Origin of the sequence: Mucilaginibacter aquariorum (genome assembly GCF_024498135.1) — a bacterium.
GTDB lineage: Bacteria > Bacteroidota > Bacteroidia > Sphingobacteriales > Sphingobacteriaceae > Mucilaginibacter > Mucilaginibacter aquariorum.
In genome coordinates this window covers 2,333,173-2,347,256 of sequence record NZ_JANHOH010000001.1, presented here as the reverse complement: position 1 = coordinate 2,347,256, position 14,084 = coordinate 2,333,173, and the positions used below count along the sequence as shown (strand labels likewise).

Annotated in this window: 15 protein-coding genes; 12 read left to right on the top strand and 3 right to left on the bottom strand. The window is 44.4% G+C overall.

All coding sequences use genetic code 11. From position 1 onward, the window contains the following. Positions 1–254 precede the first annotated feature (254 nt). Complete coding sequence (locus NPE20_RS10130; RefSeq protein ID WP_256538503.1) at positions 255–425, bottom strand: hypothetical protein; 171 nt, start codon at positions 423–425, stop codon at positions 255–257. 44 nt (positions 426–469) lie between these two features. Here NPE20_RS10130 and NPE20_RS10125 point away from each other — a divergent pair, with 44 nt between their 5' ends. Further along, a complete protein-coding gene (locus NPE20_RS10125) occupies positions 470–3,523 on the top strand; it encodes a lantibiotic dehydratase (protein ID WP_256538502.1) in 3,054 nt (1,017 codons plus the stop codon). Here the strand turns inward: NPE20_RS10125 and NPE20_RS10120 are convergent. Further along, positions 3,501–4,235, bottom strand: a complete 735-nt coding sequence (locus tag NPE20_RS10120; protein WP_256538501.1) for a LytR/AlgR family response regulator transcription factor — start codon at positions 4,233–4,235, stop codon at positions 3,501–3,503. The two genes, NPE20_RS10125 and NPE20_RS10120, sit on opposite strands and share 23 nt — an antisense overlap. Further along, positions 4,232–5,209, bottom strand: coding sequence for a sensor histidine kinase (locus tag NPE20_RS26955; protein ID WP_256538500.1), 978 nt, complete (start codon positions 5,207–5,209; stop codon positions 4,232–4,234). The genes NPE20_RS10120 and NPE20_RS26955 overlap by 4 nt, the downstream gene beginning before the upstream one ends. Before the next feature lie 199 nt (positions 5,210–5,408). On the opposite strand from NPE20_RS26955, the gene NPE20_RS10110 reads away from it, so the two are divergent. From NPE20_RS10110 to NPE20_RS10060, 11 genes are all read left to right on the top strand, one after another. Then, positions 5,409–5,585 (top strand): hypothetical protein, encoded by a 177-nt coding sequence (locus tag NPE20_RS10110; RefSeq protein WP_256538499.1) that lies wholly within the window; start codon positions 5,409–5,411, stop codon positions 5,583–5,585. 94 nt (positions 5,586–5,679) lie between these two features. Then, positions 5,680–6,849: a hypothetical protein gene (locus tag NPE20_RS10105; RefSeq protein ID WP_256538498.1), complete on the top strand. Its 1,170-nt coding sequence runs from the start codon at positions 5,680–5,682 to the stop codon at positions 6,847–6,849. Positions 6,850–6,942: 93 nt separating this feature from the next. Then, positions 6,943–7,776, top strand: a complete 834-nt coding sequence (locus NPE20_RS10100; protein WP_256538497.1) for an RteC domain-containing protein — start codon at positions 6,943–6,945, stop codon at positions 7,774–7,776. A gap of 154 nt (positions 7,777–7,930) precedes the next feature. After that, complete coding sequence (locus NPE20_RS10095; protein WP_256538496.1) at positions 7,931–8,509, top strand: hypothetical protein; 579 nt, start codon at positions 7,931–7,933, stop codon at positions 8,507–8,509. Between the two features lie 4 nt (positions 8,510–8,513). Further along, complete coding sequence (locus NPE20_RS10090) at positions 8,514–8,855, top strand: DUF4134 domain-containing protein (protein ID WP_256538495.1); 342 nt, start codon at positions 8,514–8,516, stop codon at positions 8,853–8,855. 9 nt (positions 8,856–8,864) lie between these two features. Next, on the top strand, positions 8,865–9,179 hold the full coding sequence (locus NPE20_RS10085; protein ID WP_256538494.1) for a DUF4133 domain-containing protein: 315 nt from the start codon (positions 8,865–8,867) through the stop codon (positions 9,177–9,179). A gap of 2 nt (positions 9,180–9,181) precedes the next feature. Further along, positions 9,182–11,638: a TraG family conjugative transposon ATPase gene (locus NPE20_RS10080; RefSeq protein ID WP_256538493.1), complete on the top strand. Its 2,457-nt coding sequence runs from the start codon at positions 9,182–9,184 to the stop codon at positions 11,636–11,638. A gap of 10 nt (positions 11,639–11,648) precedes the next feature. Beyond that, positions 11,649–12,023, top strand: coding sequence for a hypothetical protein (locus NPE20_RS10075; RefSeq protein WP_256538492.1), 375 nt, complete (start codon positions 11,649–11,651; stop codon positions 12,021–12,023). Between the two features lie 166 nt (positions 12,024–12,189). Beyond that, positions 12,190–12,762 (top strand): conjugal transfer protein TraI, encoded by a 573-nt coding sequence (locus NPE20_RS10070; protein WP_354003230.1) that lies wholly within the window; start codon positions 12,190–12,192, stop codon positions 12,760–12,762. Then, positions 12,749–13,426 carry a hypothetical protein gene (locus tag NPE20_RS10065; RefSeq protein ID WP_256538491.1) on the top strand — a complete coding sequence of 226 codons (678 nt, stop codon included), beginning with the start codon at positions 12,749–12,751 and terminating at the stop codon, positions 13,424–13,426. Before NPE20_RS10070 ends, NPE20_RS10065 begins: the two co-directional genes overlap by 14 nt. A 5-nt stretch (positions 13,427–13,431) precedes the next feature. Further along, complete coding sequence (locus tag NPE20_RS10060) at positions 13,432–14,076, top strand: TerB family tellurite resistance protein (RefSeq protein WP_256538490.1); 645 nt, start codon at positions 13,432–13,434, stop codon at positions 14,074–14,076. Positions 14,077–14,084 lie beyond the last annotated feature (8 nt).

The window sequence follows — 14,084 nt, the reverse complement described above, 5'->3', positions numbered from 1 at the left end:
GCTTTTCCGGTTTGCCGGACAAAGAATGTCGATGTTCAATGATTGATGGCACATATATTCTTAAAGTCAATGATGATGGGATCGGGATTCGGGAATCTTCGGAACAAAAAGCTTAAAGACGTTTAGTCAAGGTGGCAAACTAACAGATTGGTTATGTTGATAAACTAATAAACTTTATTTAAAACATAATCGGTTCGAAAAACGCCGGCTTTGGATCGTTATAGTGTTCTTATTCACCAAAACACGCAATTGGTCTAAAAAAGTGGTTCAAATTCCGCCCGGATAGGCAACGGATATTGAGCAGGAAGTTCCGGGCAGGAATCAAAACCGGATGCAGCTTTACGCGGCGTAATAAAATGAAGCTTGGTAGACCAGGACGGTTGTAATGATGCTTTGAACCAGCATTTTTGTTCAGGATTTTCCATATCAAATCCCTGAACACTCTTTATAATTTACTTAATATTAGCCTATGTCCTATAAATTTGCTGAACACCTGCTTCTACGTATGCCTGCCTATCACACAGGGACCTATCACACCCACCCGGGTATACTTTTAAGGGAAACATTTTTTCAGGCAGCGCTTTATGTTGCAAGCCCTGTATTTTACAGCCGTTTGGCAGAAGCAAATTTCGATTATGATGGCCTATCTGTGAAGGAACAGGCCACGGTGATGAAGTATATCAATCGCTGCTGTTATCGGCCAACTCCATTCGGGCTTTTTGCATCAGTTTCCGTTGTTGTTTGGGGCAGCCAGGAAATCATTACTGTTCCAAACAACAGCTTAACCGGCATATTTATTCCTGATGAGACGTTTGTCCAGTCCGCAGCTAAACGACTGCAAAATAGTTTCGGATCTGAAGCAGCTTATGTAGCAAACCCAACGGTATACCGGGTCATGAAGGACATTCGGTTTATCCGGACAGAAATAAATGAAGACGGGAAGAGGACCTACCATTTACAGTCAACGGATTACTCGCTCATCCTCAAGGCACTGCTTCGGTTCTGCTGGGAACCTAAAACACCTACGCTAATCATCCAATATATCGGCCAGCTTGCAAATACAGATCGGGAGGAGTCAGCGGACTATTTTCAATTTCTATCAGACAGTCAGGTGTTAATTCCCCGGCTGCGCCCAAATATTTCCGGTGATAATTATTTAGCGGTACTGCTCGCCGGCCTTACAGAAATAAGGGTCGTAAACGAGAAAGCAACTCAGATCATCGCGCAATTACCTCAGCCCGGCTTGTCCGTGGAAAACATCTTAAAATATAAGGCCCGTTTACAGACAATTGCCGGTAATGGCGAGCGCGATGCGCCTGACCAGCCGGCAAGTTGCATTTCGATGCGTAAGATCATCCGGCCAGAACTGGATAATGAGCATAAGACCACCATTAGTCTGGGCCTTCATGCTTTGAATAGTTTATGTCCGCCTGATGAACTCCCGGCATTGCAGCAATTTAAAAACGCATTCAGGAAAGATTTTGAAGGCCAGCGGATCCCGCTGCTCGCCGCCCTTGATCCCGAAAAAGGTATCGGGTACGAAGCCGCAGCGGTGGAGAGTCCCAACCGGCTGCTGGAAACACTTCATATTCATCCCACTAGGGCAATCAGCCACCAGGATACATGGACGGAAGCGCATGCCTACCTGATGGAAAGCTGGCTTAATATGGAACGAAAGCATGAAGCCGTTATACGGTTAAATGAAGCTGATCTGGCACAAATATCCCACCGCAAAGAACCTGAGATTTCCTTAGGGCTAACCGTGCTGTTCCGGGTGATACAGGATAAAGTCTATATGGAAAGTGTTGGCGGCAATAACCCACTGGCACTAATGGGGCGGTTCACTGCCGCAAACGCAGATTTCACCGCCGCCGCACAGGCAATTGTAAAGGATCAGGAATTGTTAAATCCCAACCTCATCTTTGCAGAGTTGCTGCAATTGGCCGATCCGCATATTGATAATGTAAACCGACGGGCACATTTATGGTCGTTCGAGCTCCCGATAACAGCGGCCAGCACACTCCCTGTCGAAAAGCAATTAAAGCTTGAAGACCTGTATGTGGAGATGGAGGGTGATACAGTATTTTTGTATTCCGCGCCGCACGGGAAATATGTCATTCCGCGTTTGTCCAGCGCCTATAACCACAGCCTAAACAAATTACCATTGTTTCGATTTCTGGCAGATCTCCCATACCAATTCGGGCGAACAAATCTTAGTTTTGATCTGCGGCACTACTTTCCGGGCCAGTCATTTTATCCACGCGTAGAAATTCAAAAGGCGATTCTCAGCCTGGCGACATGGATCATCCCGCAAACCCATTTGAATGCCCTCCAGCTGGCGCAGGACGAAGAATTTCAGGTACTCTTCAGACGCGTAGTCAAAGATTATAGCTTACCGGATCGTTTTATGATCAGTGACGGGGACCAGCAGCTTGTTTTTTATCGGGAATCGCCGGATGACATCCTTCTTTTTAAAGAAGTTATCCGGCTACGTAAAGAACTTATTATATCCGAGTTCATAGATGACCTTGGCAAGGATGCGACAGTACGTGACGAAAAAGGCAACGCATTCGTTAACCAGTTTAACACCTTTATCCTGCCGGACCGGCCGTTGCCATTGCCTGATCATAAAGAACGGGTCTGTCGATCACGAAGGGAAGTGCGAAAGTATATGCCCGGCACTGAATGGCTGTATTTAAAGATCTACTGCCCCAAGCTCAACGCATCCAAAATACTTTTAAAGATTTGGCCGCTCATTAACAGAAAATTCAAGCACGGGCGAAGCAGCAAATGGTTCTTTATCCGATATGATGACCATGCGCCGCATATCAGGCTCAGAATAAAGTTAGACCCGAGGGATACCGGCGAAGTGCTGATGTCATTCCGCAGGCTGCTTGAAGGCCACATCGACCAGCATGTGATCCGCGAGTACCAGGTTGATGTTTACAGCCGCGAACTGGAAAGGTACCAGTCAGCAGGCATGGAAGTTACGGAAGACCTGTTCTGGTCGAGCAGCCTATTTGTTTTGCAGTATCTGCGTAAAAGCAAAGGCCGGATCATGCCGCCTGTATATCTTGTCGCGCTGGCATCAGTAAAACTCATCATTGCTGAAATAATTCCGGATGAAACCGCGCAGATGGAGTTTTTTCACGAGTGCTATCATAGCATGTCGGCCGTCTATGATAACCGCGAAACGAAAAAGCAGCTTGATCTGAAATACCGGGAATTAAGTAAGGAGATCAATCAGGCGATACCGGATGCCGATTTTTTATCAACAAACCAACTTGCCACGGTTAGCAGGCAACTGCAAAAACATGCCACCGAGATCCGGAAATTTTTGGCCGGTACGGAAGCTGAGCGACATGACTACCTGCATAGTATTTTACATATGCACATCAACCGCATTTTTACCGATCAGCAACCACAGCAGGAGATGGTGATCTATTACCTTTTGTATAAATACCTTGCTTCGCAGGCCGGACGCCGGAAACAAACTGAAATTAAGGTTTCCGGTCTGATTTGATCAAATGCTCATCCATCATATCCAGGAATTTCTGTTTGTAATGATCACCCATCGTGATCAGTTCACCTGTCTGTAACTTCACTTGCGCCCGCTCCGTTACGCTGACAAAGTCGATGTTGATGATAAAGGAACGGTGAATGCGTACAAAGATATCTTTTGGCAAATAGCGTTCTATTTCCTTAATAGTCAAATAAGTCATATGCTTTCCTTCGGTGGTATAGATCAGGATATAATTGCTTGCGCCCTCTATGTAGATAACATCCTTGAACATGATCTTAATAATCCTTCCTTTGACCTCACTCTTTACGTTGAAAAATCCGTTCTTCTGTCCAAAATCATTTGCCTGGTTCTTGTTTATTTTTCTTTTGGCCTTCTGAATGCATTTTAAAAACCGCTCATAATTGATAGGTTTCAGCAAGAAATCAAATGCTTCGCGGTCAAAAGCCTGCAGGGCATATTCGGGGAAGGCGGTCGTAAACACAATGGAAGTATAGAGGTTGACCATTCCGGCAAGTTCCATCCCGGTAAGTTGCCGCATATCCACATCTACAAAGGTGATATCCGGGGCATCCTTACTCGTCAGCACATCAAGGGCTTCCAGCGGGTTCGTGGTAGCGCCAATCAGTTCCAGGCCAGGTGTCTGCTCGATATACTCCGTCATTAGCGCCACGGATTCAGGCTCATCGTCGATAACATAACAGGTAAAGTTCATGGGTTCAGGTTTATATTTAAGGTAACTGTAAACAATGTTTCCGTGTCCTGGATTTCGAATTCGTAGCGGTCGGGGTAAAAGTTGCTGAGCCGCTTTTCTATATTTTTCAACCCGATTCCGCCCGGAGGGTGCGGTGAGCTGGTCCGTTTCAGGTTTTCAGTTTTAAACGCTAACTGATTTTCCATATAGGTAAGTGAAATTCGCCCGGGTTGGTTGGGGGCGCCCAAATCTCCGTGCTTGACCATGTTTTCAACCAGCGTTATCAGGATCAGCGGCAACACCCGCACCCCCTTCAGCTTTCCCCTCTTGATGAAACGGATATACAGCTGGTGCTCAAAACGCAGGTGGCTTAATTCAATTAAGCGCTCGATCTGATCGACCTCATCGGCGAGTAGTACCGTGCGGTTGTCTTCACTGCTCACCAGAGAATAACGCATGATCTCGGAGAGCAGCATTACACCTTTACCGGCCCTTTCAGATAATTTATGAATGGCACCATAAATAAAGTTCAGTGAATTAAATAACAGGTGCGGACTGATCTGATTTTGCAGATATGCATTTTCAGCCGTAATATATTTATTTTCGAGTTCAAGCGTATGTGCGATGCTGCGCAATTGCTCCTTTTCCATGACATGGTTACGCTCTTTAAAACGCATCATATATAACATGGACCAATAGGCTATGCTGAAACCGATAAAGAAGATTTCCCGCCATATATTGCTTAGCAGGACCTTTTGCATCGGTGATGTAAATAAAAAACTAAAATATTTTACGCCTGTAAATATGCTGTCAACTTCAAGTTTGATGAACAGATGAACGATAATCTCCAGTAATATCAAAAGCGTGGCGATCAGATAGGGCCTGCCGGTTTTGAAGAATGCATAGTCGAGTATTACATGTGCATTGAAATAAAATAAAACAATGTTTAGAACATAATAAACGACTAAGTGATACAGCGGAGATGTAAGACCCACAGAAATTTTTATAAGCGAAACTTCATAGGCAATAAACAAAATCCAAACTAAGATGTGCCGTAAAATTATTATCCTGGTGAGTCTCATTTAATGTCACTTAAAAATCATAATCTCTTTTCTACATATAGCAATTAGCTCTGCGCGTAACAAAGTTCCCTAACAGAGAAACCCAAAATAGCTTTGATCAAATATCAAAGCCATGAAAAATTTAAAATCAAAAAGATTAAACAAACGGATGGATACCATTTGTGATTTTAACAGGGGAATTTTAAAGGGAAGCCTGATGCCAACTACCGTGGAAACTGATCCGACCACGGCAACAATGACAATAGTTATTACTACTGTTACGCATAATGTCGGCAAAAGGTTAATGTAAAGTTAAATTAATAAGTCTTAATATTTACAAACCTCACCGTTAAAAACCACTCACAACAATAATAAAAAAGGATGTTCTACCAAAATTCAATGTTGTGGTTAAGTCAGAATTACATCAGTTGGAGAAAATTGTTGCCGGGATCGTTAACTCAAACGAAACGGCCGGCCTTGAGCTAGAAGCTCACAGGACAAACTTTCCTGCGCTTATAGCGGAAGTATGCGATGATCTAAAAAAGAAATGGGAGCACGAATTATTCAGTACTGTAAAAGAATCTATTTTCACCCGGTATATTCAATATCACCAGGCCGGGATCATTACATTGTCCGACCAGATATCGGGCAGTTTGCCGGCAGGCATTCTTGCGACATCAGTTGCTGAATCTACCAATATTTCGATCCAGGCGGTTCAATACCTGGAAGATCTCCTCGAATTTTTGGAAAAGCATTTTCATAAATTCTTTGACTTTAACCATGTATTATCTGCCCACAGGTTTGGGAAAGAAAAAAAGAGCATCAACGCACTGCTGGCTTCTGTACTAAACAGGCTCAATCAGCTACAAATTGATCAGACGCTCATTTATGCTATTCAAAATGCCGTCAACGAAAAATTGGAAGGGGCGCGTCAGGACGGCATAAGTTACCGCCAGGTCATCTATCTCAAGGGTCTTTTTCGGCTAATAGCGGAACGCGCAGCGGAGGCCACGCTGGATACGAAAGATTTGGAAGCGTTGCTTTACCGCCATAATTTCAACAGCGAATATTTTGAGCTGTATTATCATACCAGGCTGGCAGCCGCTGTTGCACTTTTGCCGGTAAAAAAAAGGAAACTGCATATTGATCAGGAGCGGCAAGTTTTAGCGTCCCGCTTTCCCGATCGCAGTAAAAAATTTGAGAAAGACCTGCCATCTATAGACGAGATCCTGCAGGCCTTACCATTGTTCAGGCCGGCCGGCCGCCGGCAGGGTGATGCTAACGCTGCCTCAAGGCAAACTGGCACAGCCCGGATGCCATTAAACCTGTCTGTCGGGCAATTTGGTTTATTTATCAGGCTTTGTTACCTGGAGGGATGTTTTCCTGTCAATAATATTTCCGATATCCTCCGGTTCTTCACCTTTCATTTTGAGACGAAAAAACAGCTGAATATCTCTGTAAACAGCTTTCGCCGCGCATTTTACGGCGCAGATCAGGCGAACGCCGCGATCATCCGTGATTTTCTGCAACGGATGCTCAATCACCTTGATAAAACCTATTTCCCAAAAACTTAATCCCGCTATTATGAGAAAATGATACCTGCCGGCGCTGTTTGGACACCTGTTTCCGATAACCGGTGGCAGCGCCTTTTACTAAAAGTTTAACAAATGATAACTAAATTCAGCGACCGTCTTTATGCCGATTTAAATAAGGATATCAACGCGATAGCGCTTGAAGAAGACCAGTTCATTAAACGGTATGAAAAATCCATTCACGTATGTTTAAAATACCTGAGGAAACTAAAAGATTATTGCAAGCTAAATGATCCCGGCACACCCGCCGAGGAGATTGTTTTTTTTAAACAGATCAAGCCCAAGTTCAAATCCCAGCTTATCTACTACCAGTCATTGCTGAACCTCGAAATCAGAAAGCCGATCGGCGATGGGAAAGTTGTAGCTGACTATCTCACCAATGAAATAAAGATCTTATACCATTTTTTTGAATGCAATCTTTCCTTTTATCAATACGTCAGGACAGAAGCGACCTACTTGGATGAGTATTATTTTGTCCGTGGCAATTACGATGTACATCTGGATCCGGACCAGTGCGTAATTGATTTCGACCCGACTTTCAGCACAACCCATGACCATAAGCTCGCGCAGGTACTCGCCAGTGAACTGATGCAGGAACACCTGGAGCATTCCATACAAAAGATTCTGCAAAAGGAAGCCATCGTTCAGATCGATTCCGAGTTTCGCGATTTTGACTGGAAGCAAACCAAATGCGCGCTGATCGAACTGATCTACTGCTGGCATGCCACCGAAGCATTTGGCAAAAAGAACCTGAAAAGCATCGTAAAGTTTATAGAGAAATCCTTCAACATCTCTCTCGGGAATTTCTATGACACCTATGACTGGCTTTGCGGGAGGCCGAGCCCGACAGTCTATATCGATGAAATGAAAGACGCCTTTTTGCTCCGTATACAAAAAAAGTTACGGTAAAATAGCGATTTAAAGCGGCCTAAAGCCGCTTTTTTATTTTCCGCTAAAAAAAGTCACAGTCCGAGTCGGATAAACTCGGATAGATTCACTGCTGCCGGTTCCGAATTTTGTCTTGTCACCGTCAGTAATAAAGCTGCCGGAAAATTTTAGGATTATGCTTCATCAAATTTCATGGCTGAACTACCTTTCAGCCGTTATCATTGTTGCAACCGCGTATTACGCTTACGTGATTTTTACCTTTTACAGATCAGAGCTGCAGGCAATGATCTGTCGCCTAACCGGCAGGCAACCTGTCAGCTCCCGGTTCCCGGCAGCAGATCTGCAACTCCCTGATTTCAGCGTTGCGGGTGCCATTAAGCCAGACGATGTGGATTTTGTGTCGCAGGAAGACCTGTCGTTTGGCCCTTCCGAGGATGCTGAGGTAAGCGAAAACCCAAACACATTGTCCTTTACTGAAGCGGGGGGACCTGACATTCACCTGATCAGTGATTTTTCCGAAATGATTTCGGAAGTAAAGACGCTGATACGCGTGATCAACGAATCAAGTGAAAGCAAGGAAAACTTTGAAATGCTTTTCAGGCTGGTCGTCCAAAAGTACTACGCGTTGGCAGGTACTACCTACGAGGAGCAGGTAAACGATTTTCTTCTGACCGAAGGCTCCAGCCAGTTTCCTTTTTCCCTGACCATTAATGAATTGGAATCTTACTGGAATAATGAACCTGTAAACAATTAAGATCATGAAAAAGATAAAATCAATACTTAGGAACGCATCCAAAGCGCTGGCAAAATGGGCAGCTGTACTAATTAGCATCCTGTTCAGCACTTATCAAACTGTAATGGCCGCAGACGGCAATGCCGGGATAAACGAGGCTACCTCACAGGTTAAAAGCTATTTCGATACCGGTACCAACCTGATGTATGCGATCGGGGCCATCATCGGCCTCGTGGGCGCCATAAAGGTTTATAAAAAGTGGAATGACGGTGAACATGATACCGGCAAGGTCGCCTCAAGCTGGTTCGGCAGCTGCATTTTCCTGGTAGTGGTCGCTACCGTTTTAAAATCATTTTTCGGGGTTTAAATATTTTTTATGCCAGTATATCAAATCAATAAAGGGATCAATAAGCCCATAGAGTTCAAAGGATTAAAAGCACAATATATCGGTTACCTCGCATCGGGCCTGGTCGCATTATTAGTACTTTTTGCAGTCCTGTATATTTTCGGAACGCCCGTGTATGTGTGCCTTCTTATCGTCTGTGGGCTTGGCAGCGCGCTTTTTATCCAGGTTTACAAGCTGAGTCATAAATACGGCCAATATGGTCTGATGAAAAGGGGCGCCAGGAATTACCTGCCAGTTTATCTGAAGTTCAAGTCACGCAAATTATTCACCTCCTTAAAACGCTAACTATGTCATTATTCAGCAGTGCGGAAAAAATATTTCCGATTTTTAAAGTCGAGCATGATTGTATGGTTTCGGTTCAGGGTGATCTGACAGTAGCTTACCGTGTTCAGCTGCCGGAGATTTTTACGCTTTCGGAAGAAGAATACGAGGCTTATCATCAATCGTGGGTCAGGGCGATCAGGGTTTTGCCGAAAAACAGTATCATTCACAAACAGGATATCTATCTGAAAAATGCCTACAGTGGAACGAACGGCCTGAAACGAAATTTTCTCACAGATGCCGCTGACCGCCATTTCAAGGGCAGAATGTTTCTTAACCATACCTGTTACCTTATGCTGACCCTGAAAGCACCCGACCGCAAGCAGGCCAGCAGCGCATTTTCAGGGATCATGCGCAAAAGTATTGTGCCAAAACAAACCACCGATGCAAGAATGCTTCCGGAGTTTCTGGAAAAGGCAGGCCAATTTGAACGCATCCTTAGCGATAGCAGGCTGATCAGCTTAAAGAAATTAAAGGATAATGATCTATCCGGTACGGTGAAACAGCCAGGAATACTGGAGCAATATTGTTTCCTTCTTTCGGCCGATGACCAGCCTATGCTGAAGGATATTCACCTCAAAGACCGGCTGCAGATCGGCGACCAGTATGCACAGCTGTTTACGCTTGGTGATGCAGAGGATCTTCCTGCGTTTTGCGGAAGCAGGATCACGTACGATAAATACAGCACCGACAAGACAAAATTCCCTGTCGGCTTTAGTACCCAGCTTAATTTGCTATTGGAATGTAACCATATTTATAACCAATTCATTTTTATTGGTGACACCGTTAAAACCTTAAAAAACCTTGAAGCCAAAAAACTCAGGCTGCAGTCCTTGTCCTCCTATAGCCGGGAAAATACGATTGGCCGCGATGCAACCAATGATTTTCTGAATGAAGCGATCAGTCAGCAGCGCCTACCTGTTAAGGCACACTTCAATGTATTTGCCTGGACGGATAAGCGGGAAGAACTACAGGACATCAAGAATCTTGTAGGCTCAGCGATGGCGCAAATCGGGGCGAGCAGTAAACAGGAATCTGACGGGGCAGCGCAGATATGGTGGGCCGGCATGCCGGGGAACGCAGCGGACTTTCCGGTGAATGATACTTTTGATACATTTCTGGAGCAGGCGACCTGCTTCCTGAATCTTGAAAGTAATTACCGTTCCGACCCGCCTGCAGAAGGTATCCGTTTTTGCGACAGACTGACGGGCAAACCGGTTTATATCGACCTTTTTGACGCGCCAAGAAAAACGGGGATCACGTCCAATATGGGCATGCTGGTTTGCGGAACGTCCGGCGGCGGCAAGAGCATGACCGTAAATCATATTCTCCGGACACTTTACGATCAGGGGGCGCACTGCGTAACGGTTGATATCGGCGGCAGCTACAAGGGATTATGTGAACTGGTGGGCGGCTATTATTTTACTTATGAGGAGAAAACACCGATCCGCTTTAATCCATTCTATCTGCCGGAGGGACACGGGCTGGACACCGAGAAAAAGGAGAGCCTCAAGGCGCTCCTGGTGACGCTCTGGAAACAGGAAAACGAAAGCCTGATGCGCAGTGAATACGTGGCATTATCCAATGCTTTGCAAGGTTATTACCTATACCTGGCAACCGATGCGGCGATCTTTCCCGGCTTTAACAGCTTTTACGATTATCTCCAGAACACCTACGTTCAAGTACTCGAAACGCAAAGAGTGAAAGATAAAGATTTCGACATCGATAACTTTTTATATGTGCTCAGACCCTATTACGAGGGCGGAGAATTCGATTACCTGCTAAACGCGAATGAAAACCTGAACATGCTGGAGCAGCGGTTCGTCGTGATAGAGCTGGATAATATCAAAGATCATCCTATCCTCTTTCCGGTAATCACCCTGCTGGTAACTGAGCTTTTCCTTTCCAAGATGCGCAAGCTGAAAGGTGTACGTAAAGTGCTGACCATAGACGAAGCCTGGAAGGCAATCGCCAATTCCGGCATGGCGAGCTTTATTCAGTATGCTTTTAAAACGATGCGGAAATTCAATGGCGTGCCAAACGTCGTCAGCCAGGAATTGGACGACCTGGTCAGCTCACCCATTATTAAAGAAGCGATCATCAATAACGCAGATATCAAAGTTTTAATGGACATGCGGAATTTCATGAACAAGTTTGATAAGCTGCAGGAAATTCTTGGTATGTCAGAAAAAGGAAAAGCGCAGGTGCTATCCGTCAACAAGGATAACCGCGAGATCTATATTGATCTCGGCGGCCAGGAAATGAAAGTCTTTAAGAACGAGCTTTCGCCGGAAGAATATTACGCCTATACCACTGAAGGAAGGGAAAGAGTATTGGTGCAGGAATATGCCGCAAAATATGGCAGCGTCGAAAAGGGAATAGCGCAGCTCGTTCGTGATAAACAAGAATCATTAACCATTTAACTATAGCATTATGAAAACACTAAAATTCCTCATTATCGCTGGCTTTGCTTTATTGATAGCCGGCTGCGGCGGCAGCAAAAACCCTGAATTGACTGGGGTGTATGTTAACAACGCTGAAAGTGAATACAGTGTGGCAACTGATACATTAATTATCACGGCTGTTAATCTTGCCACAAAAACATATTCAATTGAACGTCGGGATGCCTTTCAACGAAAACGAAATGGTCAAAAGTTGCCTGCTGAGTTTAGAAAAGAAACATGGCAGGCGGTATGGAATACAGATCAGCAAGTACTTGCAGAAACCGAATTAGGCCGACAAATTTACTTGTCTGATGATCCAAAAGGGGTTAAGTTGAAAAATTCAGTCTTTCTTAAAATAAAGTAAGTCTGTCATCTCTAGAATTAAAACTGCCTGTTCACACAGGAGATAGGAGCATATTGTGAAATTTTTTAAGAATTATATTATTGTCTGCATTGTTGCAGCCCTGATTTCGATTCCCTCAAGCAAAGTGCGTGCACAGTTTGTCGCCGCTGAGGTAATCAAGCTTACCGTGAAAAAAGTAATAAAAGCCATCGACCTGAAAGTTCAAAGGCTCCAGAATAAAACCATATGGCTGCAGAATGCGCAGAAAGTACTGGAAAATGAGTTGTCTAAACTTCGGCTAACGGAGATCTCGGAATGGACGGGCGATCAGCAAAAACTGTTTGCCAATTACTATGACGAGCTATGGAAGGTCAAATCGACGATCGCCTATTATCAGCGCATAAAGCAGCTAACACTGGAACAGGTTGCATTGATGAGGGAATACCAGCAGGCATGGGCATTACTAAAGCAGGATAAACATTTCAGTGCCGGGGAACTGAACCAGATGGCGTCAGTTTATGAGGGCATACTTTCAGCCAGTGCCAAAAACCTCGATCAGGTATTAGCTGCACTCAGCAGTCATACGACACAGATGACAGATGAGCAAAGATTAAATGAAATAAACCGTGCGGGTGACCGGCTGGATGAAAACTTTAACGATCTCCGCCGATATAATACTGAAAACCAAATTTTGAGTATTCGCCGCAGCAAAGATCTGGCAGACACCAGGATAACCAAAAGTTTATATGGATTTCAATAGATTCAAAGAAACGGGTATAGCAAAACGTTTTTTGCTCCGCATCAGCTTTTTTATCGGAATATCCTTTTTACCGGCATTGAATACCTATGCTCAAAATTTTTCGGAGTGGTTTCGTCAGGGCAGCACCCAAAAAAAATACCTGTTACAGCAAATAGCCGCATTAGAAGTTTACAGCAAATTCCTTAAGCAGGGTTATCAGATCGCCCATGGCGGTCTTGGTAATATATCAGGTTATTTAAATATGGAAAGCGTGCTTCATGGTACTTACTATACTAGAATGGAAGTGGCCAGCGCTTCTGTAAAATATAATTATCAGGTTAAGGAAATCCTTGACTGGCAAAAGGACATTCTAAATGTTTTTTCCGGAGTTCGAAGCATTCCCGGGCTATCTGACGATGAAATACAATACCTGCTCAATGTAAAAGCCGCTGTTTTAAAAGACTGCGATCAGCAAATGAATTTACTGAACTATGTGGTATCCGATGCAAAAGTAAAAATGAGTGACGCTGAACGACTGGCTTTATTATCGAATATCCATAAAGAGATGCTAAATAATTACCGGTTCGCCGCTGGCTTTACCGCACAGGCAAAAATTTATGGACAGCAGCGGCTCAAAGAAAAACAAGAGTCGCAAACCGGGCAAAAGATTTACGGCTTAAATTAAGTAGTATGAAAACAATGATCAAAGCGATGATTAGTTTGCTTCTTGGAATTTCGATATTTCAAGTCAAACCCTGCCAAGCGCAGTCACAAGAATTGCAGCAGCTTTTACTGAATATTGAAAAGCTGACCCAGATGAAAAGTATTCTCGCGGATATGAAGTTGGGTTACCAAATCTATCAGCAGGGTTACGGCGCGATCTCTTCCTTATCGAAAGGCAATTTTGATCTGCACAATGTGTATCTCACGGGTTTGTTAGCGATCAGTCCTGCTGTGAAAAAGTACGGAAGGATCGCTGACATCCTGCTGATGCAGTCAGATCTGATCTCCGAATATAAAAAGAAGCTTTCCCTGTTCCGGCAAAGCAAATCTTTTAGCGCGGGGGAAATAGATTATATGTCCGGCGTTTATTCCAAACTGGCCTCAGAAACCCTCGAAGATGCAGAATCCCTCACCCACATTCTCACAGCGGGAAAATTGCGGATGTCCGATGCCGAACGCATAAAAAGTATTGACCGCATCTACGGAACGAGCGCGGACCGCTTGCAGTTTTTACGAACGTTTAATAATCAGGGCATGCTTCTTTCACTACAGCGGGGAAAAGATGCGGCGGATAACCGCTCTCTTAAACGGCTCTATGGTTTAATCCAATAAAATAAGCT

Excerpts from the sequence above, each read along its gene's own strand:
- NPE20_RS10090 (WP_256538495.1), top strand. The coding sequence starts at position 8,514 with ATGAAAAAGATAAAATCAATACTTAGGAACGCATCCAAAGCGCTGGCA.
- NPE20_RS10065 (WP_256538491.1), top strand. The coding sequence starts at position 12,749 with ATGGATTTCAATAGATTCAAAGAAACGGGTATAGCAAAACGTTTTTTG.
- NPE20_RS10060 (WP_256538490.1), top strand. The coding sequence starts at position 13,432 with ATGAAAACAATGATCAAAGCGATGATTAGTTTGCTTCTTGGAATTTCG.
- NPE20_RS10075 (WP_256538492.1), top strand. The coding sequence starts at position 11,649 with ATGAAAACACTAAAATTCCTCATTATCGCTGGCTTTGCTTTATTGATA.
- NPE20_RS10130 (WP_256538503.1), bottom strand. The coding sequence starts at position 425 with ATGGAAAATCCTGAACAAAAATGCTGGTTCAAAGCATCATTACAACCG.
- NPE20_RS10110 (WP_256538499.1), top strand. The coding sequence starts at position 5,409 with ATGAAAAATTTAAAATCAAAAAGATTAAACAAACGGATGGATACCATT.
- NPE20_RS10120 (WP_256538501.1), bottom strand. The coding sequence starts at position 4,235 with ATGAACTTTACCTGTTATGTTATCGACGATGAGCCTGAATCCGTGGCG.
- NPE20_RS10125 (WP_256538502.1), top strand. The coding sequence starts at position 470 with ATGTCCTATAAATTTGCTGAACACCTGCTTCTACGTATGCCTGCCTAT.
- NPE20_RS10095 (WP_256538496.1), top strand. The coding sequence starts at position 7,931 with ATGCTTCATCAAATTTCATGGCTGAACTACCTTTCAGCCGTTATCATT.
- NPE20_RS10100 (WP_256538497.1), top strand. The coding sequence starts at position 6,943 with ATGATAACTAAATTCAGCGACCGTCTTTATGCCGATTTAAATAAGGAT.
- NPE20_RS10080 (WP_256538493.1), top strand. The coding sequence starts at position 9,182 with ATGTCATTATTCAGCAGTGCGGAAAAAATATTTCCGATTTTTAAAGTC.
- NPE20_RS10085 (WP_256538494.1), top strand. The coding sequence starts at position 8,865 with ATGCCAGTATATCAAATCAATAAAGGGATCAATAAGCCCATAGAGTTC.